Annotated in this window: 24 protein-coding genes and 12 tRNA genes; 34 read left to right on the plus strand and 2 right to left on the minus strand. The window is 40.1% G+C overall.

Going from position 1 to position 18,965, the window contains the following annotated elements:
- Positions 1-263 precede the first annotated feature (263 nt).
- The 6 genes from ACFS5O_RS19490 (at position 264) to ACFS5O_RS19515 (ending at position 4,295) form a co-directional block, all read left to right on the plus strand.
- Positions 264-1,367 carry an HD-GYP domain-containing protein gene (locus ACFS5O_RS19490; protein WP_205724083.1) on the plus strand — a complete coding sequence of 368 codons (1,104 nt, stop codon included), beginning with the start codon at positions 264-266 and terminating at the stop codon, positions 1,365-1,367.
- A 52-nt stretch (positions 1,368-1,419) separates the two neighbouring features.
- A complete protein-coding gene (locus ACFS5O_RS19495) occupies positions 1,420-1,902 on the plus strand; it encodes a DinB family protein (RefSeq protein ID WP_205724084.1) in 483 nt (160 codons plus the stop codon).
- 271 nt (positions 1,903-2,173) lie between these two features.
- Positions 2,174-2,479 carry an antibiotic biosynthesis monooxygenase family protein gene (locus ACFS5O_RS19500; protein WP_205724085.1) on the plus strand — a complete coding sequence of 102 codons (306 nt, stop codon included), beginning with the start codon at positions 2,174-2,176 and terminating at the stop codon, positions 2,477-2,479.
- A complete protein-coding gene (locus tag ACFS5O_RS19505; protein WP_205724086.1) occupies positions 2,476-2,856 on the plus strand; it encodes a hypothetical protein in 381 nt (126 codons plus the stop codon). The genes ACFS5O_RS19500 and ACFS5O_RS19505 overlap by 4 nt, the downstream gene beginning before the upstream one ends.
- A 21-nt stretch (positions 2,857-2,877) precedes the next feature.
- Positions 2,878-3,528: a cobalamin B12-binding domain-containing protein gene (locus tag ACFS5O_RS19510; RefSeq protein ID WP_318300047.1), complete on the plus strand. Its 651-nt coding sequence runs from the start codon at positions 2,878-2,880 to the stop codon at positions 3,526-3,528.
- Between the two features lie 50 nt (positions 3,529-3,578).
- Positions 3,579-4,295 (plus strand): STAS domain-containing protein, encoded by a 717-nt coding sequence (locus ACFS5O_RS19515; RefSeq protein WP_205724087.1) that lies wholly within the window; start codon positions 3,579-3,581, stop codon positions 4,293-4,295.
- A gap of 12 nt (positions 4,296-4,307) precedes the next feature.
- Here ACFS5O_RS19515 and ACFS5O_RS19520 read toward each other — a convergent pair whose 3' ends face one another.
- Positions 4,308-4,913 carry a rhomboid family intramembrane serine protease gene (locus ACFS5O_RS19520; RefSeq protein WP_205724088.1) on the minus strand — a complete coding sequence of 202 codons (606 nt, stop codon included), beginning with the start codon at positions 4,911-4,913 and terminating at the stop codon, positions 4,308-4,310.
- A gap of 228 nt (positions 4,914-5,141) precedes the next feature.
- On the opposite strand from ACFS5O_RS19520, the gene acpS reads away from it, so the two are divergent.
- The 15 genes from acpS (at position 5,142) to ACFS5O_RS19595 (ending at position 16,686) form a co-directional block, all read left to right on the plus strand.
- Positions 5,142-5,501: a holo-ACP synthase gene (gene acpS / locus ACFS5O_RS19525; RefSeq protein ID WP_205724089.1), complete on the plus strand. Its 360-nt coding sequence runs from the start codon at positions 5,142-5,144 to the stop codon at positions 5,499-5,501.
- A 126-nt stretch (positions 5,502-5,627) separates the two neighbouring features.
- Positions 5,628-6,635 carry a LolA family protein gene (locus ACFS5O_RS19530; protein ID WP_066390798.1) on the plus strand — a complete coding sequence of 336 codons (1,008 nt, stop codon included), beginning with the start codon at positions 5,628-5,630 and terminating at the stop codon, positions 6,633-6,635.
- Between the two features lie 279 nt (positions 6,636-6,914).
- Positions 6,915-8,087, plus strand: a complete 1,173-nt coding sequence (alr, locus tag ACFS5O_RS19535) for an alanine racemase (RefSeq protein WP_205724090.1) — start codon at positions 6,915-6,917, stop codon at positions 8,085-8,087.
- A gap of 141 nt (positions 8,088-8,228) precedes the next feature.
- On the plus strand, positions 8,229-8,510 hold the full coding sequence (locus ACFS5O_RS19540; protein WP_066390801.1) for a CopG family ribbon-helix-helix protein: 282 nt from the start codon (positions 8,229-8,231) through the stop codon (positions 8,508-8,510).
- Positions 8,511-8,513: 3 nt separating this feature from the next.
- Positions 8,514-8,864, plus strand: a complete 351-nt coding sequence (locus tag ACFS5O_RS19545) for a type II toxin-antitoxin system PemK/MazF family toxin (protein ID WP_066239453.1) — start codon at positions 8,514-8,516, stop codon at positions 8,862-8,864.
- Positions 8,865-9,254: 390 nt separating this feature from the next.
- On the plus strand, positions 9,255-10,073 hold the full coding sequence (locus tag ACFS5O_RS19550) for an STAS domain-containing protein (protein ID WP_318300048.1): 819 nt from the start codon (positions 9,255-9,257) through the stop codon (positions 10,071-10,073).
- 17 nt (positions 10,074-10,090) lie between these two features.
- Positions 10,091-10,447, plus strand: coding sequence for an STAS domain-containing protein (locus ACFS5O_RS19555; protein WP_066239455.1), 357 nt, complete (start codon positions 10,091-10,093; stop codon positions 10,445-10,447).
- 2 nt (positions 10,448-10,449) lie between these two features.
- Positions 10,450-10,851, plus strand: a complete 402-nt coding sequence (locus ACFS5O_RS19560) for an anti-sigma regulatory factor (RefSeq protein WP_066285716.1) — start codon at positions 10,450-10,452, stop codon at positions 10,849-10,851.
- An 11-nt stretch (positions 10,852-10,862) separates the two neighbouring features.
- A complete protein-coding gene (locus tag ACFS5O_RS19565) occupies positions 10,863-11,870 on the plus strand; it encodes a PP2C family protein-serine/threonine phosphatase (protein WP_205724091.1) in 1,008 nt (335 codons plus the stop codon).
- A 63-nt stretch (positions 11,871-11,933) separates the two neighbouring features.
- Positions 11,934-12,266 (plus strand): STAS domain-containing protein, encoded by a 333-nt coding sequence (locus ACFS5O_RS19570; RefSeq protein ID WP_205724092.1) that lies wholly within the window; start codon positions 11,934-11,936, stop codon positions 12,264-12,266.
- Positions 12,263-12,748 carry an anti-sigma B factor RsbW gene (rsbW, locus tag ACFS5O_RS19575; RefSeq protein ID WP_205724093.1) on the plus strand — a complete coding sequence of 162 codons (486 nt, stop codon included), beginning with the start codon at positions 12,263-12,265 and terminating at the stop codon, positions 12,746-12,748. The genes ACFS5O_RS19570 and rsbW overlap by 4 nt, the downstream gene beginning before the upstream one ends.
- On the plus strand, positions 12,714-13,505 hold the full coding sequence (gene sigB, locus ACFS5O_RS19580) for an RNA polymerase sigma factor SigB (protein ID WP_205724094.1): 792 nt from the start codon (positions 12,714-12,716) through the stop codon (positions 13,503-13,505). The genes rsbW and sigB overlap by 35 nt, the downstream gene beginning before the upstream one ends.
- Entirely contained in the window at positions 13,502-14,113 is a 612-nt protein-coding gene (locus ACFS5O_RS19585; protein ID WP_205724095.1) for a SpoIIE family protein phosphatase, read from the plus strand. The genes sigB and ACFS5O_RS19585 overlap by 4 nt, the downstream gene beginning before the upstream one ends.
- A gap of 150 nt (positions 14,114-14,263) precedes the next feature.
- Positions 14,264-14,434, plus strand: coding sequence for a hypothetical protein (locus tag ACFS5O_RS19590; protein ID WP_205724096.1), 171 nt, complete (start codon positions 14,264-14,266; stop codon positions 14,432-14,434).
- Between the two features lie 122 nt (positions 14,435-14,556).
- On the plus strand, positions 14,557-16,686 hold the full coding sequence (locus ACFS5O_RS19595; protein ID WP_205724100.1) for a Tex family protein: 2,130 nt from the start codon (positions 14,557-14,559) through the stop codon (positions 16,684-16,686).
- A gap of 27 nt (positions 16,687-16,713) precedes the next feature.
- Here ACFS5O_RS19595 and cmpA read toward each other — a convergent pair whose 3' ends face one another.
- Positions 16,714-16,836, minus strand: coding sequence for a cortex morphogenetic protein CmpA (cmpA, locus tag ACFS5O_RS19600; protein ID WP_137792088.1), 123 nt, complete (start codon positions 16,834-16,836; stop codon positions 16,714-16,716).
- A 96-nt stretch (positions 16,837-16,932) separates the two neighbouring features.
- On the opposite strand from cmpA, the gene ACFS5O_RS19605 reads away from it, so the two are divergent.
- From ACFS5O_RS19605 to ACFS5O_RS19665, 13 genes are all read left to right on the plus strand, one after another.
- A complete protein-coding gene (locus tag ACFS5O_RS19605) occupies positions 16,933-17,391 on the plus strand; it encodes a SprT family protein (RefSeq protein ID WP_205724097.1) in 459 nt (152 codons plus the stop codon).
- Between the two features lie 176 nt (positions 17,392-17,567).
- Positions 17,568-17,642 (plus strand) — tRNA-Asn (locus ACFS5O_RS19610).
- Between the two features lie 3 nt (positions 17,643-17,645).
- Positions 17,646-17,736, plus strand: a tRNA-Ser gene (locus tag ACFS5O_RS19615).
- A 3-nt stretch (positions 17,737-17,739) separates the two neighbouring features.
- A tRNA-Glu gene (locus tag ACFS5O_RS19620) sits at positions 17,740-17,814 on the plus strand.
- 34 nt (positions 17,815-17,848) lie between these two features.
- A tRNA-Asp gene (locus ACFS5O_RS19625) sits at positions 17,849-17,924 on the plus strand.
- Between the two features lie 15 nt (positions 17,925-17,939).
- A tRNA-Gln gene (locus ACFS5O_RS19630) sits at positions 17,940-18,014 on the plus strand.
- Positions 18,015-18,056: 42 nt separating this feature from the next.
- Positions 18,057-18,132 (plus strand) — tRNA-Lys (locus tag ACFS5O_RS19635).
- A 15-nt stretch (positions 18,133-18,147) separates the two neighbouring features.
- Positions 18,148-18,231: transfer RNA gene (locus tag ACFS5O_RS19640), tRNA-Leu, on the plus strand.
- 51 nt (positions 18,232-18,282) lie between these two features.
- A tRNA-Leu gene (locus ACFS5O_RS19645) sits at positions 18,283-18,368 on the plus strand.
- Positions 18,369-18,403: 35 nt separating this feature from the next.
- A tRNA-Arg gene (locus ACFS5O_RS19650) sits at positions 18,404-18,480 on the plus strand.
- 8 nt (positions 18,481-18,488) lie between these two features.
- Positions 18,489-18,565: transfer RNA gene (locus ACFS5O_RS19655), tRNA-Pro, on the plus strand.
- Positions 18,566-18,572: 7 nt separating this feature from the next.
- A tRNA-Gly gene (locus ACFS5O_RS19660) sits at positions 18,573-18,646 on the plus strand.
- Positions 18,647-18,657: 11 nt separating this feature from the next.
- Positions 18,658-18,734 (plus strand) — tRNA-Ile (locus ACFS5O_RS19665).
- Positions 18,735-18,965 lie beyond the last annotated feature (231 nt).

Genomic DNA, 18,965 nt, shown 5'->3' on the forward strand with positions numbered 1-18,965 from the left:
CAATACATGAAGTATTACAATGAGGAGCGAATTCAAGAAAAATTAGGCTACCACACCCCTATTGAAATGGGGAGTATGGCAGCCTAACAGGTGTTTTATTAATGTCCCAATTGACTATGTCAGTCTAATTTTGACGGTTTTTTTATTTGTTTAAGTTATAATGGCTGCGAAGATGCTTTAATTACCGACAAACTATAGGATTAAAAGACTTCATAGTATATAATTACATTAAATTACAAAATTCGACAATCGGAGTTTCGTTTATGATACGTAATATAAAGCTAGCACAGTTATTTATTGTAGGGAGTGCCTTTATTCAGGCCCTCCATCATTTTTTTATTGAGCCATTAGAAAATCTTTACCCCTTTCTAATCTTATTTTTGATTGGGTTCCTTCCTGCTTGGGGAGTCAACCGTATACAAGAACAATACACAAAATTAGCTTTCGTTTTGTGCAGTATATATGTCGTTTCGATCTCCTACTTTTTCGTTACATATCCTATCGTACAGGCAGCTTACTTCTTTTTGCCTGTATCTGCACTTCTTTTAAATGATAAGAGACTATATTATGTGTCAAGTATAGGTGGATTGATTTCATATCTCTTGTTATCAAATGAACCATTGAAAGACTATTTGGCGTTTATCTCGATCTATGTGATTTTCTGTTCCCTATTGTTCATGGCTCAACGAATTGTTTATCAATCCGTTGCAGAAAAGGAAGCAATTCAACAAGGTGTAAAAGCGTTCTCGTTAGCTGTTGAAGCGAAAGACGTATACACGCAGGGACATTCGAAAAGGGTAGCACTTTATGCCATGATTCTTGCCAAACATGGTCAATTCAAAAATGTAGAATCGGAAGAGCTTGAGTTGACAGCACTTATTCATGATATCGGAAAGATTTCAACCCCAGATGCAGTATTGTTAAAAAACGGCCGATTAACAGAAGAAGAGTATGAAATTATGAAGAAGCATCCTGTTGAGGGGATGAAGTTAGCCAAGTCTTTTGGATACTCAGACCGTGTATTAACAGGAATTCTTCATCATCACGAAAGATACGATGGTTTAGGCTATCCACACCGTTTAAAAGGAAAAGATATACCGATTTACTCTCGTATTTTAGCTGTTGCCGATTCATTTGACGCCATGACGAGTAACCGTGCCTATCGTCAGGGGATGACACCTTGGGAAGCCAAGAAAGAAATTGAGAACCAATCTGGTAAAATGTACGATCCATTTATCGTAGAAGTATTTATACGCGCTTATTATGACATGCTTTTGATCTGTGAAGACCACTCAGAGATTATTTTGATGAGAAATTCTGCACACCAAGAGATTGCTTCTGGATTAAACGAAGGAAAAAACGACTGAGACGAAGAAGATTATACAGGCAGCCAATATACATAGCAGGAGGAAAGAAGATATGAATGCGACAGCTTCCTTGACAGAGACGTTGCTTGAAGAATTATATGTTGTGGTTCGAACGACCAATGGATTATTAAAAAAAGCAGATCCTTCCGTTTACAATTATCGACCGGTTGAAAACATGCGTTCTTTTTTAGAGCTAGCTAATCATTTGGTCCAGATTCCTCATATCGACTTAGCGATCTTACAGGAGAAATCAGAACAAGAAATTCGTCAGCTCGAAAAGAAGTTATCTGCAGAAAATGTGACAGAATTAACTCATGTGTTAGAAGAAGGCTATCATTTAATTAAATCCTATTTTTTATCTCTTTCTGAGGAAGATTTTTTAAAGAAAGAAACGAAGGCGTTTTATGCTGAGAAAGGTGCTACACAAGCAAAATGGCTAGTGGAAATCGTGACGCATAGCTATCATCACCGTGGACAGCTGTTTACTTATCTAAAGCAGACCAAGCATGATGTGCATATGTTTGATCTTTACTAAAGGAAAGGATAGAGCTCTCAAAGGGAGTTCTATCCTTTTTGTCTGTGGTAAAAGCTTACTAAATCATCAAAAATTTGATAAATAGAATGTTATTCTTTCTACCAAATATTTTTACTTAAATTCGACTTCTACAGCTTTTTCCTGTATCATGGGTGGTTACATCTAAAAGATGCTGTTAGCCAGATTAGCTAGCAGGAAAAATAGAGCCTTTATTGAATCTTTTATGAGATAAACATTTTGTCGTTTAAATACATCCAAGAGGTGATGTTTCATGTATACCGTCTTTTCAACGTTCGATGTTCCAAATGAAAAAGCAGATGAAGTAATAAATATATATAAGAACCGTTCAAGGTCAGTAGATCACGCTGATGGTTTTGTTGACTTTCTATTGCTTCAAAACGATAAGCGGGCGGGTGAGCTGACCGTTCAACTCATTTTCACTTCAAAAGAAGCCTATCTAAAGTGGGTAAGAAGTGAAGAGTTTAAGAAAATCCATGATCTAGAAAAGAAATATCCTGATCAAGAATTAGCAGCTGTCATACCTACTGTAAAGCAGTATAAGGTGGTTGCCAAATGACGGAATTTAACATAAATGTTATGGTAGAAAGAGTAACAGAAAAAATTTACCAGAAAGATCCCTCGCTTGTCGAAAGATATGGTGACAAGGGGAGAGCAAAGTGCATAGAAGATAACCATCATCATTTTAAACACCTTGAAACGGCATATGAACTCGATAATAAAGCGTTCTTTATCGACTATGCGATCTGGTTAGATGGTATCTTACAAAAGTTTGGAATGAGTACACAGCTTTTAATGGATAACTTTGATTTTATAATAGAAGTTTTATTAGAAGAACAGGAAAAGCAAAGAATAGAAAATACCCGTGTTGGTATTTATGTCGATTATTTGAAACAAGCGAACGATGTTTTAAGCAATAAAGTAAAATCACACTAGAACAAAGGAGAGGTCCCATCCATGGCTATTTCAGAAGCTGAAAAACTGGCTCGTCTGTTTTTAGAAGGCAATCATGCTGAGGCATTACGTTTCATTAAACAGCAGCCAGATCAAAATCGAATGGTTTTGTTTCGAGACCTGTTTACTCCTGCAATGTATATGATTGGAGACCTTTGGGAGAATAATGAGATTTCAGTCGCTGATGAACATCTGGCAACGGGAGTTTGTGACTTTGTTCTTTCTAGGCTGTTTCAAGTATCAGCAGATGAAACAACACATAAAAAGAAAGCTATGTTTTTGTGCTTGCAGGGAGAACAGCATTATCTCGGAATTAAGATGATCAATAGCCTTTTTGAAGAAAAAGGCTGGGAAACTAAATATTATGGAGCGAGTCTTCCGTTAGAATATGCATTGAAATCAGCGTTGCAATGGAAGCCTGAGGTCATCGGGTTATCCGTTTCCATCGTTTATAATCTACCGGTGCTTAAAAACTATGTTCACGCATTAGCGGCACTGCCGAATAAACCTGATATCTTAGTAGGCGGAAGACTAACTGAAAAATATGATCTAGAACCGTATGTGAATAAACAAGGAATCATTATAAAAAATCTCCAACAGGTAGAAAAATGGCTGGATGAATATACCGAAGAGAGGATTAACGCCTACAAATGAGCAGTGTCCTACCCGTACCATACGTAAAGATAGATAAAGATGGAATGATCTTGAATAGATCCTTAAAAGCTATTGAATTGTTGGGCATGCAGGCTGAAACGATTCGGGACTGTTTTGATGAAGAGAGCCGTAACAAGCTAATGAAGTTTATGATGCCTTTTGATGGAGAAAAGACGTTTGAAGCGAACATAAAGGCAAGGAACCAGCCGTTTTTGATATGTGATATCTCTATATGTTGGGAAGGAGAGGTTGCTCATATTGTCTTTATCCCCATCGGAAAACACGTTCAAGGGCTTGAGGACAAGCTTTTAGAGCTTAGACTGCGACTATCTTCTACAGATTTTGAACTGTTTGAGAAGAAGGAAGCTTTAGAAGATGCGATGAAACGTCTTGATGAATTGTCGGGACCGTTCATACCGATCTCTGAAAAAATGGCGTTTGTTCCTTTATTTGGTGATGTGAACGAGAGCAAGATGATCACCGTTACAGGAAATGCATTGAAAGCCGCGTACGAAGGTCAATTTGAAGAAATTTTCTTTGACCTTTCTGCTACAGGAGAAATTGATGAAGGTGGCGTTCAAAAGTTGAGCGAACTGTTCCGCATGCTTCAATATATGAACGGAAAACCAGTGAAAATCATCGGAGTGAAGCCGAAACATGCTAGACAGTTGACTGCTTTAGACGTGGATTGGCCGGTCTATTTTGAAACATCATTAAAAGATGTATTAATTGAACATCTTCAAATAGGAAAAGCACCTCAAGCGTGAGGTGCTTTTTGTTTACCATCGTTTTTTCTTGCGATGAAGGGAAGCAAATATGATTGGAGCAAGAGCGGCACCACCAATCAATCCGAACAAATGTCCCATCACGTTGATTCGTGCATTCATAAACGTGGTTACTAGACTTATTCCTAATACAACAAGAAGAATCTGTGTGTTGGCTTGGTCGATATATTGACGGTGGTTATACAGCATATAAACATAGATCCCGAACAGACCAAAAATAGCTCCTGATGCACCAATATGAGCGTATGAAAGGGGCAGCAATAATAAGGTAGCTATGTTTGCAATCAAACCAGCACCTATATACCCGATAATAAATCTTACCTTTCCAAGGATTCCTTCGAGTGCGGGACCGAACAAGACAAGTGAGAACGAGTTGAAGATCAGATGACCTGCAGCCTCATGCGTAACAATGGGAGTGAATAAACGCCAGTACTCTCCAGCAGTGATGTAATAATTAGACCCGACCATAAAATGATACAAAGAAGTAGAAAAAGGGGTAAAATTAATAAGAAGAAACACGATGATGTGTGCAGCAACTAAAAAAGTAACAATAGGATAACGCCTAATAAAGGTCTGAAAGCTTTCATCTCTTATAAACATGGAATAGTATCACCCTTTTTATATAAAGTGTAGACTGCTTTTTCTTTCTCTTGTTGATTGGAGTGCAAAGTGCGTGCCTCAAGATACTTGAAATGGAAATCAACTTCAAACACGAGTGTCAAAGTTAAAAAACAGTCAAAATCTTAAACGATGTCAATCCTTCTTCCTTAAGTTTACCATGTGAGGATAGATAGGGCGAAAGATATAGCTGTAAAGGAGCTTTTATATATGATTGTAGGAACAGGTATCGATATGATCGAGCTAAAACGAATCAAACAGGTTGTGTCCAATCAACCTCGATTTCTAGAGCGGGTGTTAACGCCGTTCGAACAAAAAAGATTTTCTTCTTTAAATGGGAACAGAAGATTTGAATATCTTGCAGGCCGTTTTGCTGCAAAAGAAGCAATGGCGAAAGCGCTCGGTGTAGGAATCGGCGCTGAGCTTTCATGGCAGGACATGGAGATTAAATCAGATGAAAAGGGTAAGCCGTTCCTTACTTCTCCTTATCCATATTTATGCCATCTTTCTATCTCTCATACGAAAGAATACGCGATCGCACAAGTAGTTTTAGAAAGCTCGTCAAGCTAGTCTGCATATTGTCCAGGGTTGTCTCATATATTGTAATGCGGTAGAAGGGGTAGTCCTTTGCAAGATGCAGAGAGTTGGTCCCCCTTCAATGTCGAAATTACTTTGGGACAAAGGGGATGGCAAAAAATGAAGAAAACACTGTCAATGATGTTGACGGCGTTCATGATCGTATTGGTTCTGTCGGCATGTGGTGCACAAAGCCAGAACGATGTTTTGGATTCGTTAGAAGAAAGAATGGAATCCATGACGGGTTACAAAGCGGAAGCCAAGATGACATTGAGCACAGGAGAGAAGCCACTGACTTATGATCTGGAAATTTGGCATAAGAAGCCGGATTTTTACCGAGTCAGCTTAAAAAATGCTGAAAAAGATCAAAGTCAGATGATACTGCGTAACAAAGATGGAGTTTTCGTTCTTACGCCAGCTCTGAATAAAAGTTTTCGTTTCCAAAGTGACTGGCCAGAAAACAACAGCCAAGTTTATTTGTTCCAATCACTTATTTCGGACATCTTAAATGATACGGACAGAGGATTTAAATCAAAAGAGAAAAGCTATGTTTTCCACACAAAAACAAATTATCAAAACAAAAACTTATATCAGCAAGAGATCACGTTAAATAAAGATCTTGACCCGCAACAAGTACGAATCATGGATCAAGACCAAAAAGAGCTAGTCAGGCTAGATTTTTCAAAGGTTAAGTTCAATGCGAAATTTGATAAGAACTCTTTCGATATGGAATCAAACATGAGTAGTGCTCAATTTGAAGTTCCTACTTTCTCAGGTGGTGGAGAAGAATTCGAAGTTCTGTATCCGACTTATACAGCGAACTTAAACATCGTCAATGAAAGAGAAGTAGCACAAGGAGAAGATGACTCCAAAGTGGTATTGAATTATGCGGACGAGGATAAATCATTCACACTGATGCAGCAGAAGAACACAGCTGTTGAAACAGCTTCGCGCTTAACGATGTCGAGCGGAGAACCGGTTGATCTTGGCTTTACTGTAGGTGCGATGACAGATCAATCAATCACTTGGAATTTTAATGGTGTCGATTACTTGCTTGTCTCTAATAACCTTGGTCAAGATGAGTTGATGGCGATCGCACGCTCAGTGAGCGGAGAGGCGATTAAATAATTTCTACATTATATATGGATTTGATCGGAACAGGCTGGCAATCATGCTAGCCTGTTTTTATTTGATTGTAGGATATTAGAGGTCTGTAAATTGTCGAGGTTTGTAGACTCGTGGATAAAGTGGCAAAACTTTAGGATTGAGAACGAAAACTCGTGGATAGACTCTCAAAACTTTTGGATTGCACTCACATAATTATGGAATACAACGTTAGAATGCTTACATAAAACGAGCTAAGAGGGTAAAATAGAAGGCAGTAATCTAAACGGGGAGGCCAACACCATGGATAAACATCATTATTATCGAGACACTTGGGCGGAAATCGACCTAGATAAGATCAGTCAAAATATAAAATCTTTTAAGACACATCTCCCTGAACAAAAAATTATGGCTGTCGTAAAAGCGAACGGGTACGGCCATGGAGCACTTCAAGTGGCAGAAGAGGCATTGAGATCGGGAGCTGAGTTTCTAGCTGTTGCGTTGCTCGATGAAGGGTTAGCTTTGCGTAAACAAGGAATCACGGCACCGATTTTAGTTATGAACCGTGTACGTCCGGAATATGCTAGTCTTGCGGCTGAAAATGAAATAAGCCTTACAGTCTTTCAAAAAGAATGGCTGACAGAGGCCCATTCGTATGTGAAAGAAACGAAATATCAAATAAAGATACATCTGAAGATCGATACGGGTATGGGGCGAGTTGGATTTAGAGAAGAAAGTGAGCTGCTAGAAGCAGCGCGCCTCATCAACCAATCTCAGGCCTTTAAAGCAGAAGGGGTGTTTACTCATTTTGCAACAGCTGATGAATGGGAATCAGAGCTTTTTGAACAACAAAGGAAGAAGTTTATTGAATATATAGACTTGCTGAAATCATGGGGATTGAATCCACCCCTTGTTCACAGTGCAAATAGTGCAGCAGCTCTTAGAAAAGTCGAAGGACCTTTCAATCTTGTTCGACTGGGGATCAGTATGTATGGTTTAGCGCCATCTAACGAACTAAAACAAGATTTGCCGTTTCCACTAGAAGAGGCATTCAGTCTTCATTCCCGACTCATTCATGTTAAAAAACTGATGCCGGGGGATACTGTAAGTTATGGAGCGACTTATACAGCAACAAAAGAAGAGTGGGTAGGTACACTACCAATCGGCTATGCAGATGGCTGGCAAAGAAGATTATCCCCAGGAGCTTCAGTTCTTATAAAGGGAGAACGAATGCCGATCATCGGCAGGATCTGTATGGATCAGTGTATGGTGAGACTTCCAAAGAGAATAGATGTTGGTGAACTTGCCACTTTAATAGGAAGTCAGCAAGCAGAAAAAATAGAGATGGATGAGATTGCACGTATCGCAGAAACGATAAATTATGAAATTCCATGCCTCATTTCTGCTCGAGTGCCGAGAGTTTACACGAAAAAGGGTCGAATTTTAGAAAATATGAATGTAATTCTAAATTTTTAGCAGAATATTAGAAGGACTATTGAAAATTTTGTAGAATAAATACTTTGAAATCGCTTTGCAAATGGATTATTGAAGTGATAAGATTAAATGTGGTTAAAAGGAATTTGATCGTAGTATAGCTTTGCGCTGGAGGTGTATGTTGTGTCCGAATTGAACACAAAACGAATAGTGATTAGTCTTCCTCAAAAATTACTAAGTGAGGTAGATCGCGTCATAAAAAAAGAGAATTTGGACCGCAGCGAATTTATCCATCAAGCTACTGAGATGTTTCTTCGTGAGCGGAAGAATAAGCGTCAGTTTCGTGATGAGATGAAACAGGGTTACATGGAAATGGCTAAGATCAATCTAACGATTGCTTCAGAAGCATTTATGTTAGAGGAGGAAGCCGATCATACCTTGGACCGCTTAGTTAGCGGGGTGTAGTCCTTGATAGTCAAACGCGGAGACGTTTACTTTGCAGATCTTTCACCGGTAGTTGGATCAGAACAAGGTGGAATACGGCCTGTACTGATCATTCAGAATGATATCGGGAACCGTTTTAGCCCTACTGTTATCGTAGCAGCAATCACAGCTCAAATACAGAAAGCAAAACTTCCAACACACGTTGAAATAGATTCGAAAAAATACGGCTTTGAACGGGATTCAGTTATTTTGCTTGAACAGATCAGGACGATTGACAAGCAAAGATTAACAGATAAAATAACACAACTGGATGAAGACATGATGCGCAGGGTAGACGACGCATTGCAGATCAGCACTGGTCTGGTTGATTTTTAATTTTATAACATCATTTAGGAAACTGTCTGACGGGGATGTCTGGCGGTTTTTTATTTTATTTCATGGCGTTACGCATATAGCTGGAAGAATAGCAATGGTTTACCTCTATTTAGGAAAAGGAATCAGTTTTTAAATATTATATAAAAGAAATAAATTTTTCAGTTTTAAACTGCTTATTACCCATTCTGCCACTTAGCGAGGAAATGAACCCCTTCTAATGGAAGTAAGTATACGAATACTATTTAAACATTTTTGTAAAAAAAATACATGTTTATCATTTTGAATCTTGGGTTATATATCCAAAGTTAGTAAAAGAGTAAACATTGCACAATATATTCAGAAGTGAAATAATAGAAATTGAGACTACATGTAGTGGGGGTGCAAGAAAAATTGGACAACTTGATTGTACAGATGATTAATGAAAATCAAGAAACCCTAAAAAATAATTGGCTTAAAGAAGTTGAGTTTTTTAAAGAAAAAGAACTGATTGGAACATCTTTAAAGTTTAGTGAAGAAACAGACCAACAGTTTTTTGCTATGTTAATTAAGCACATCAATTTTCATGATATTTCTAAAGACGGAACACTTGATGATTTTTTTGATCAAGTTCTTCATACAGGTTTACCATTAAGCTATTTAACGCAAGGGCTTCAAGCAGCTCGGCGCGTTGTTTTAAATCTTTTAGTTGAGACAGAAAACGACAAAGAGAAAGTAGCGGCTGTATACCGCGAAATCGATCGCTGGTTAGACCCGATTCTAAATCGCGTTGTCGAAAACTCCTCTCAAATTTGGGAAAGAACCGTTTCCGTGCAAAAGACGGCATTATTAGAGCTTTCTGCTCCACTGATCCCAGTTTTCAAAAACATCAGTGTGATGCCTCTTATCGGATCGATTGATACGGAACGCGCGAAGTTGATTATGGAAAACCTGCTAAACGGTGTGATTAAATATCGTTCAGAAGTGGTGCTCATCGATATTACAGGTGTACCTGTCGTTGATACGATGGTTGCCCATCATATTATTCAAGCAGCAGATGCCGTGCGTTTATTAGGTTCTACATGTATTCTAGTTGGAATACGTCCTGAAATCGCACAGACGATCGTCAGCTTAGGAATCGATCTTAGCTTGTTCCCAACGAAAAGTACGCTACAAAAGGGTATGGAAAACGCTCTAGAAATTACAAATCAGCAGTTAATTAGCAATAAATAGGGAGTGAGAGTAAAAAAATGAGAATTCCTATTTTAAAATTGCACGAATATTTATTGATCACCATTCAAGTAGAAATGGATGATCAGACAGCTCTTCAATTTCAAGAAGACTTGCTTAATAAAATTCACGATACAGGTGCGAAAGGAGTGGTTATTGACCTAACGTCAGTAGACATGATCGACTCCTTTATAGCTAAAGTTCTTGGAGATGTAGTGAGGATGTCAAAATTAATGGGAGCTCAAGTTGTATTAACAGGAATACAACCAGCAGTTGCTATTACTCTAATTGACCTTGGAATTTCAATGAGGGAAGTTTCGACAGCACTTGACTTAGAACAGGGGCTTGATAAATTGCGTCTGGAACTGGAGGGATGACTATGGACATCCAATCCTGTGTGGAAGTACGCAACGAGTGGGACATCGTAAGTGCCCGTCAACTCGGAAGAAATATGGCTAAGGAGCTAGGTTTCGGAAATGTTGATCAAGCAAGAATAACAACAGCCATATCTGAACTCGCCCGTAACATCTACTTATATGCAGGACGAGGAAAGATTTGTATCGAACCGATCGATCAATTAGGAAGAAAAGGACTACGGATTGTAGCATTAGATAATGGACCTGGAATTCGAGAGATCCGAAAAGTTATGGAGGATGGATATACCACTTCGGGCGGACTAGGAGCTGGATTACCAGGCGTGAAGCGTTTAATGGATGAATTCTCAATTGAATCCACGGTTGATGTGGGGACGGAGATATCAGCTACTAAATGGCTTCGTTAGGAGGAGAGCTCTTGACCGCAAAAGACGCACTAACGGAACGTTACCAAGATTTATTATCGGTCTATCTAAAAGCCAAAACAGAGACGACCCTCTACAAAGGGCAGCAATTCAGCAGAAAGTTATTAGAACAACAGATCTCACCAGAAGATCTTGTCAGCTTACACATCCAAGTGATGGATGAGCTGTTTCCGGATATGTCTGAAGAAATGAGAGATTCTTTTGACTTTCTTCTCGAAGCGATGATCGGCTACGGTTTTGCTTATCGTGAGCATCAAAGTTTGCGTGATAAGCAACAACAGCTTGAATCAGAGATCGAAGTTGCCGCAAGTATGCAGCAGACGTTATTGCTCAGTGATGTCCCAGAGTTCGAACAACTCGACATCGGTGTAGTGAGTGTTCCTGCGAAAAAAATGAACGGCGATTATTATAATTTTGTAAAGAGCGGCAATAGTTTAAGTGTCGCGGTAGCAGATATCATTGGTAAAGGCATACCTGCTGCACTATGTATGTCTATGATCAAATATGCGATGGACAGTTTGCCTGAAGAACAGATGAAGCCTCATCTGCTATTAGAGAACTTAAACCGTGTAGTTGAACAAAACGTTCATAGCAACATGTTCATCACGATGTTTCATGGAGTTTATGAACCTGAAAGCCATAAGTTTTACTATGCGGGTGCTGGTCATGAACCAGGCTTTTTCTATCACGCAAAGGAAGACGAGTTTCAAGATTTGATCGCAAAAGGTCTTGTTCTTGGTGTTTCCAGAACAACTACCTACCATCCTTATGAAAAGATGATAGAAGTGGGAGACATGGTGATCCTTCTATCAGACGGAGTGACCGAGTGCAGAACAAGCAAAGGATTCATTGAAAGAGAAGAAGTTGTATCTCTTATTCGTAAGTATATGGATCTGCCCTCTCAAAAGATTGTTGAAAATGTATTTCAAGAGCTTGATCGCCTACAAGGCTTTGAGCTCAGAGATGATTTTACCTTAATTATTTTGAAAAGACTGGTTTAAACAGTATTTGATTAGGGTAAAGGTACCTTATATGGTTCCATACAAAGCTTGGGGGGAAATGAAATGAATTTGCAAATAAATCAAGAACAAATAAATGAAACATACGAGTTAAACCTTACTGGAGAAGTTGATGCTTATACAGCTCCTAAATTAAAAGAAGTGATGCTTCCTTTAACAGAAAAAGAAGGAAACATCGTAATCGTCAATCTTTCTGGTATTGAATATATGGATAGCACAGGGCTAGGTATTTTCGTGGGAGCTTTAAAATCTTCCAAAGCGAATAATAGCTCTTTAAAATTAAGAGGTATGACAGAACGCGTTAAACGTATTTTCGAAATTACTGGATTAACAGAAGTTATGGATATTGAAAGTGGAGTAAAGGGGGAGGCGCTATGAGAACAGCGTCCGACTATATTGAAATGAAGGTCCCTGCAAAACCGGATTATGTAGGCGTCGTCAGGCTAACGATCTCAGGCCTGGCAAACCGCATGGGTTTTGCGTTTGACGAAATTGAAGATATCAAGATTGCTGTATCAGAAGCTGTAACGAACGTTGTTAACCATGCCTATTCCGATACTGAAGAAAAAGGTCAAGTTCGCATTGGCTGTAATATATTTGATGATCGTATGGAAATTACGGTTGTCGACCAAGGAAAAAGTTTTGACGTCGAATCTATCTCAAAAAATCTTGGCCCTGTAGATGGTAAATCAGTTGATCAACTGCATGAGGGAGGTTTAGGCCTCTTTCTAATAGATACATTAATGGACAAGGTAGAAATAAGCAGTGAAGCCGGTGTCGTTGTAATGATGACGAAGTATCTTCACAGAGATGAGGTGGAGGAACATGTCGACAGAATCTCACCAGCGCCTTCACAGTAAAGAACAAGTCTATGCTTGGATCGATGAACTGCAGCAAGACCCAAAGAATGAAGAGATTCAGACAAACCTCGTTTTGCAGTATCAAGATTTGGTTCATTCATTAGCTCGTAAGTTTTCTAAAGGAAAAAGCATTCATGACGATTTAGTACAAGTTGGTATGATTGGACTGCTTGCTGCTTTTAGAAGATATGACAAAACGTTTGGAAGATCATTTGAATCTTTCGCTGTTCCAACTATCGTCGGTGAGATCAAACGTTTTATCCGTGATAAAACATGGAGTGTTCACGTCCCTCGTCGAATTAAGGAACTAGGTCCAAGAATTAAGAAAGCGGTCGAAGAACTCACTACACGTTTACAAAGATCACCGAAGATCTTTGAAATCGCAGAGTACCTAGAAGTTTCTGAGGAAGAAGTTCTAGAGACGATGGAAATGGGCAAAAGTTATCAAGCTCTATCCGTGGATAGTTCGATTGAAGCTGACCAAGAAGGAAGTACAGTTACACTACTTGATCTAGTCGGATCCGATGATGTTGGATTTGATCAGATTGATAAAAGAATGCTTTTGGAAAAAGCTTTTGCTGTTCTTTCTGAACGTGAACGCGAAATTCTTCAATGTACGTATTTTGAGAATTTAAGCCAAAAGGAAACGGGAGAACGTTTAGATATCTCTCAAATGCATGTTTCTCGACTTCAGCGACGAGCACTTGAAAAGCTAAAAGAAGCGTTGCGTGTATCCCCTTCGGAGGCTCTTAAATGATCGAACACTATCAGTTTAGCAAGGCATCGGTTTCCTCTTATCAAAAACCAAAAAAGGGAAATGATCTTTGCGGAGATAGTTTTTATGTGAAAGAAACGGAAGATTATTTGATTTGTGCAGTAGCAGATGGTCTAGGAAGCGGTAAGATGGCGAAAGAAGCTTCTGGGGCCGCTACTGATATTATCGATCAAAATCATCATGAAACGGTTGAGAGGTTAATGTCCCTTTGTAATGAAGGGTTAAGACATACCCGTGGTGCCGTGATAGCCATTGTCAAAGTCGATTATCATAATCATACAGCTACTTATTCAGGAATTGGCAACATCCGTTTTATGATCTCTGCTGAAAGACAAAAAGCCATTCACCCTTTGCCGAAAGTTGGTTTTCTCGCAGGAAAGCCTGAAAAATTTAAAGTACAAGACTTTAGGTTTGAAAAAGAGTTAACTCTGATGCTTTATTCCGATGGTATGGACATTCATACGCAGAGTCGCTCGTTGTTAACGAAAATGATTTCACCTAAAGAATCTGTCCTCTTTATTAGTGGATTGCCTCAAGATATCAATGACGATGCAACATGCTTAGTCGGACAAGTAAATTTAATTTCGTAAAACATCACCTTCATCAGTTTGTAGGGTGGTGTTTTTTGTTTTATATTAGTCGCTTCTATAGGATTGGGTTATTATCCACTTCTTTGACAAGTTGATTGAAGTGAAAGATGCGAGACTCCTACGGGACGAGCGGTCAGGTGGAGACTCCTAATGGCGCATAGCGGCAGTCCGAAAAGTGGAAGTGACTCGTTCAGCCCCGACAAGCAAAAGTTGAATGGGCATGAAGGCGTACTTTGCCTTCCTGACTGTTTAACTTTTGACCTCGAGGGGCTAGTCACTGCAACTAGACAAGAGGCTCACCGCATGCCCCGTGGAACGTAAATCAACTACTCACAAGAGTGCAATTTTTACGCCACCACTTCCTTGGTTTATAATAGTACTAATTGATTGAAAAAGGAGTGTTCTTATTGGGACAACCTATTAGTGAACAAGCACTGAGAACAATGGAATCCGAGTTAAACGTAAAAGGAAAACAAATTAACCAAGTTATTGCTCTTTTAGAAGAAGGAAATACGGTCCCGTTTATCGCGCGTTATCGAAAAGAATTAACGGGTGGCTTAGATGAAGTACAGATCAAAGACATCATGGACCGATGGACCTATCTGCAAAACTTAGCTTCCCGAAAAGAAGAAATTCTTCGTTTAATCGAAGAACAAGGGAAATTAACAGAAGAGTTAAAGGCAGCAATTGCAAAAACACAAAAGCTTCAAGATCTAGAAGACATTTACCGTCCATACAAACAAAAGAGAAGAACGAAAGCGACTGTAGCGAAAGAAAAGGGTCTCGAACCACTTGCTTTATGGTTGCTAGAACAAAGAAATGACGATCCATTAGAGGAAGCGGCATCTTACATAAATGAAGAAAAAGAAGTGAACACTGCTGAAGATGCATTGTCTGGAGCGAAAGACATTATCGCTGAAATGCTTTCTGACGATGCAGATCTGCGAAAATGGATTCGAGAAGATACGTTTTCAAAAGGCGAGATCAAAACCGATGGAAAAAATGCAGAATTAGACGAGAAAAAAGTATTCGAAATGTACTATGACTATCAAGAACCGATCCGTAAGATTGTTCCACATCGTGTTTTAGCGGTGAATCGTGGAGAAAAAGAAAATATATTAAGAGTTGGTATCGCTGCACCTTCAGAACTGATCGTATCAAAAATGGAGAGAAAAGTAGTGAAGCGCTCGAGCTCCCCTGCTGTATCATATCTCTCTGAAGCGATTGAAGATGCGTATAAACGATTGATCGCCCCTTCTATCGAACGAGAAATTCGAGCTGCTCTAACAGAACAAGCGGAAGAGCGTGCGATTCATATCTTTTCTGAAAATGTAAGAAGTCTTCTCTTACAAGCACCACTAAAAGGAAAGGTTGTTCTAGGAGTTGACCCTGCTTATAGAACGGGTTGCAAACTAGGAGTAGTGGATGAAACGGGTAAAGTGCTGCATATCCAGACGATCTACCCGACACCACCGCGATCAGAGGTGGAAAAATCAGCAGCGGTTGTAAAAAAACTGATCGATCAGTATGATATCGAAATTGCTGCGATCGGCAATGGGACAGCGTCGCGCGAAACCGAACAATTTATTGCTGAAACGTTAAAAGATCTAGATAAATCGGTAGCATATGTGATTGTTAACGAAGCGGGAGCGAGTGTGTATTCGGCTTCTACAGTCGCGCGAGAGGAATTCCCTGACCTTCAAGTTGAAGAAAGAAGTGCGGTATCCATTGCGCGAAGACTTCAAGACCCGTTGGCTGAGCTCGTAAAAATCGATCCGAAGTCTATTGGAGTAGGTCAGTATCAGCATGATGTTTCACAAAAAAGACTCGGTGAAGAAATTTCTTTTGTTGTTGAGACAGCAGTAAACCAAGTTGGTGTGAACGTAAATACGGCTTCGTCGTCTCTTCTTCAATATGTATCGGGGTTGTCCAAAACCGTTGCGCAGAACATTATCGTCAAACGAAACGAGGTAGGGAAGTTTAAAAATAGAACAGAACTTAAGAAGATTCCTCGTCTTGGTGCAAAAACGTATGAGCAATGTATCGGATTTTTACGTGTAGTAGACGGAGATCAACCACTTGATCAGACCGGTATCCACCCAGAAAGCTATCCAGCAACAAAAGCTCTTTTAAAAGAACTCGGATTCAAACCTGCTGATATCGGTTCAGACGCTCTTGCAGAAAAGTTAAAATCACTTTCTCTTGAAGCAACTTCAGAGAAATTAGATATCGGCGTTCCAACCTTAAAGGATATAATTGAAGGGCTTATGAAACCAGGGCGAGATCCACGTGATGCTTTTTCAGGGCCAGTCCTTAAAACAGATGTTCTGAAGATGGAGGACTTGTCACAAGGAATGGAACTTCAAGGAACAGTCCGAAACGTTGTAGATTTTGGAGCGTTTGTAGATATCGGCGTAAAACAAGACGGGCTTGTTCATATTTCTAAGCTTACGGATCGATTCGTAAAGAATCCGATGGATGTCGTTAGCGTAGGGCAAGTTGTTACGGTATGGGTCGATTCAGTAGATGTAGCAAAACATCGAATCGCTCTAACCATGATCGCTCCAAAGTAAAATAAGATAAAGCACTTCTCCAGTGGACTATTCTTCACTGGAGGAGTGTTTTTTGTTATAAAAGAACCAGCATTGATTAAGTAAGCGGATTTGGTAACGGTCTTTTTGATAATAAGCACGACGGAGCTGTCTTTTAAACCATGTTGGCATATAGAGAACCTCCTTGAACTTCCCAATCCGTTATTTGTGTATTAGTCTATGTATAGGAGCTTGTTAATGTGAACTTGAAATGTAAGGGGCTTGACCATGACCAATGAAGAATTGCAGAAGCTAACAGAGGAGATCTCGATTCAGTTCTTCAATAAACCGTTTCGCCACCAAGCGCGATTCAATAGAAGGCTGCGAACAACAGGAGGACGTTATCTGTTACGATCTCACGATATAGAAATGAACCCACATCTTTATGAGGCGTTCGGTATGGAAGAATTGATCGGTGTTATTAAGCATGAGCTCGTGCACTATCATATGCATATTGAGGGCAGGGGCTATAAACATGGTGACGATGACTTTAAATATTGGCTTCATAAAGTAGGTGGGTCTCGTTTCTGCCAATCCATCCCGGAAAAAAGAAGAACAGAGAGTTATAAATACGCTTATATGTGTACAGACTGTATGCAGTCTTATAAAAGAAAAAGGAAAATCGACACGAGAAGATACGTTTGTGGAAAGTGCAGAGGGAAATTAAAACAGGTTTCTTTAAAATAGGGTGTTGACTTCGAATATAGGTATGTGGTAATTTAATAAAGTCGCTGTTAGACATACCTATTACATAGCTTTTAAAAGCAGGTATCGTAAAGCGAATGCGGCTCAGAAAAAACTTATAAAACTAGTTGACATCTGAAGCCGAAACGATTATGATATTAATTGTCCTTAAAAGACATTCCACAGTAGCTCAGTGGTAGAGCTATCGGCTGTTAACCGATCGGTCGTAGGTTCGAGTCCTACCTGTGGAGCCATACAGAGAAGTACCCAAGTGGCTCAAGGGGCTCCCCTGCTAAGGGAGTAGATCGCTAACGCGGTGCGAGGGTTCGAATCCCTTCTTCTCTGCCATCTGGCCCGTTGGTCAAGCGGTTAAGACACCGCCCTTTCACGGCGGTAACACGGGTTCGAATCCCGTACGGGTCACCATATACTTTCATAAAAGTAATACCTATAGATTGATGGACTCGTGGTGTAGTGGTTAACATGCCTGCCTGTCACGCAGGAGATCGCCGGTTCGACCCCGGTCGGGTCCGCCATTATTTCTAAGGTGTTGGGCTATAGCCAAGCGGTAAGGCATCGCACTTTGACTGCGACATGCGTTGGTTCGAATCCAGCTAGCCCAGCCATTTTTTCTTTTTAAGATAAGTGTTTAAAAACACTTCGAGTGAGAGCCATTAGCTCAGTTGGTAGAGCATCTGACTTTTAATCAGAGGGTCGAAGGTTCGAGTCCTTCATGGCTCACCATTTTCAAATTAATATGCGGGTGTGGCGGAATTGGCAGACGCGCTAGACTTAGGATCTAGTGTCTTTGACGTGGGGGTTCGAGTCCCTTCACCCGCACCATATTAATTTTTCAGAATAAGTTGCAGTGCTCATGCGCTGGCATCTAGCCGCGCGGTCGTGGCGGAATGGCAGACGCGCTAGCTTGAGGGGCTAGTGGGGGTATCCCCGTGGAGGTTCGAGTCCTCTCGACCGCACCAACTTTAATTCATAACCTAACATACATTTAAAATACGCGCCCTTAGCTCAGCTGGATAGAGTGTTTGACTACGAATCAAAAGGTCGGGAGTTCGAATCTCTCAGGGCGCGCCATGTTTTTACGGGAAGTGGCTCAGCTTGGTAGAGCACCTGGTTTGGGACCAGGGGGTCGCAGGTTCAAATCCTGTCTTCCCGACCATACTTATGCGGGTGTAGTTTAGTGGTAAAACAAGAGCCTTCCAAGCTCTGGTCGTGAGTTCGATTCTCATCACCCGCTCCATTACTTTTTACGGGCCTATAGCTCAGCTGGTTAGAGCGCACGCCTGATAAGCGTGAGGTCGATGGTTCGAGTCCATTTAGGCCCACCATATGATCGTAAAAAAATGATCAAAAAAAGATTTTAAAAAAGTGCTTGACTTTATGACTTCCATTCGGTAAGATAATAAAGCTGTCTCGGAAAAAGACAAGCCAAACAGTTCTTTGAAAACTGAACAAAAGAAATAGGTAAGGAATTAAGAATTAATTCCGTCAGTTTTAAAACTAGAGCAAGACAAACACTTTTATGGAGAGTTTGATCCTGGCTCAGGATGAACGCTGGC

This window comes from Fictibacillus nanhaiensis, assembly GCF_042686385.1.
GTDB classification, from domain to species: Bacteria; Bacillota; Bacilli; order Bacillales; family Fictibacillaceae; genus Fictibacillus; species Fictibacillus nanhaiensis.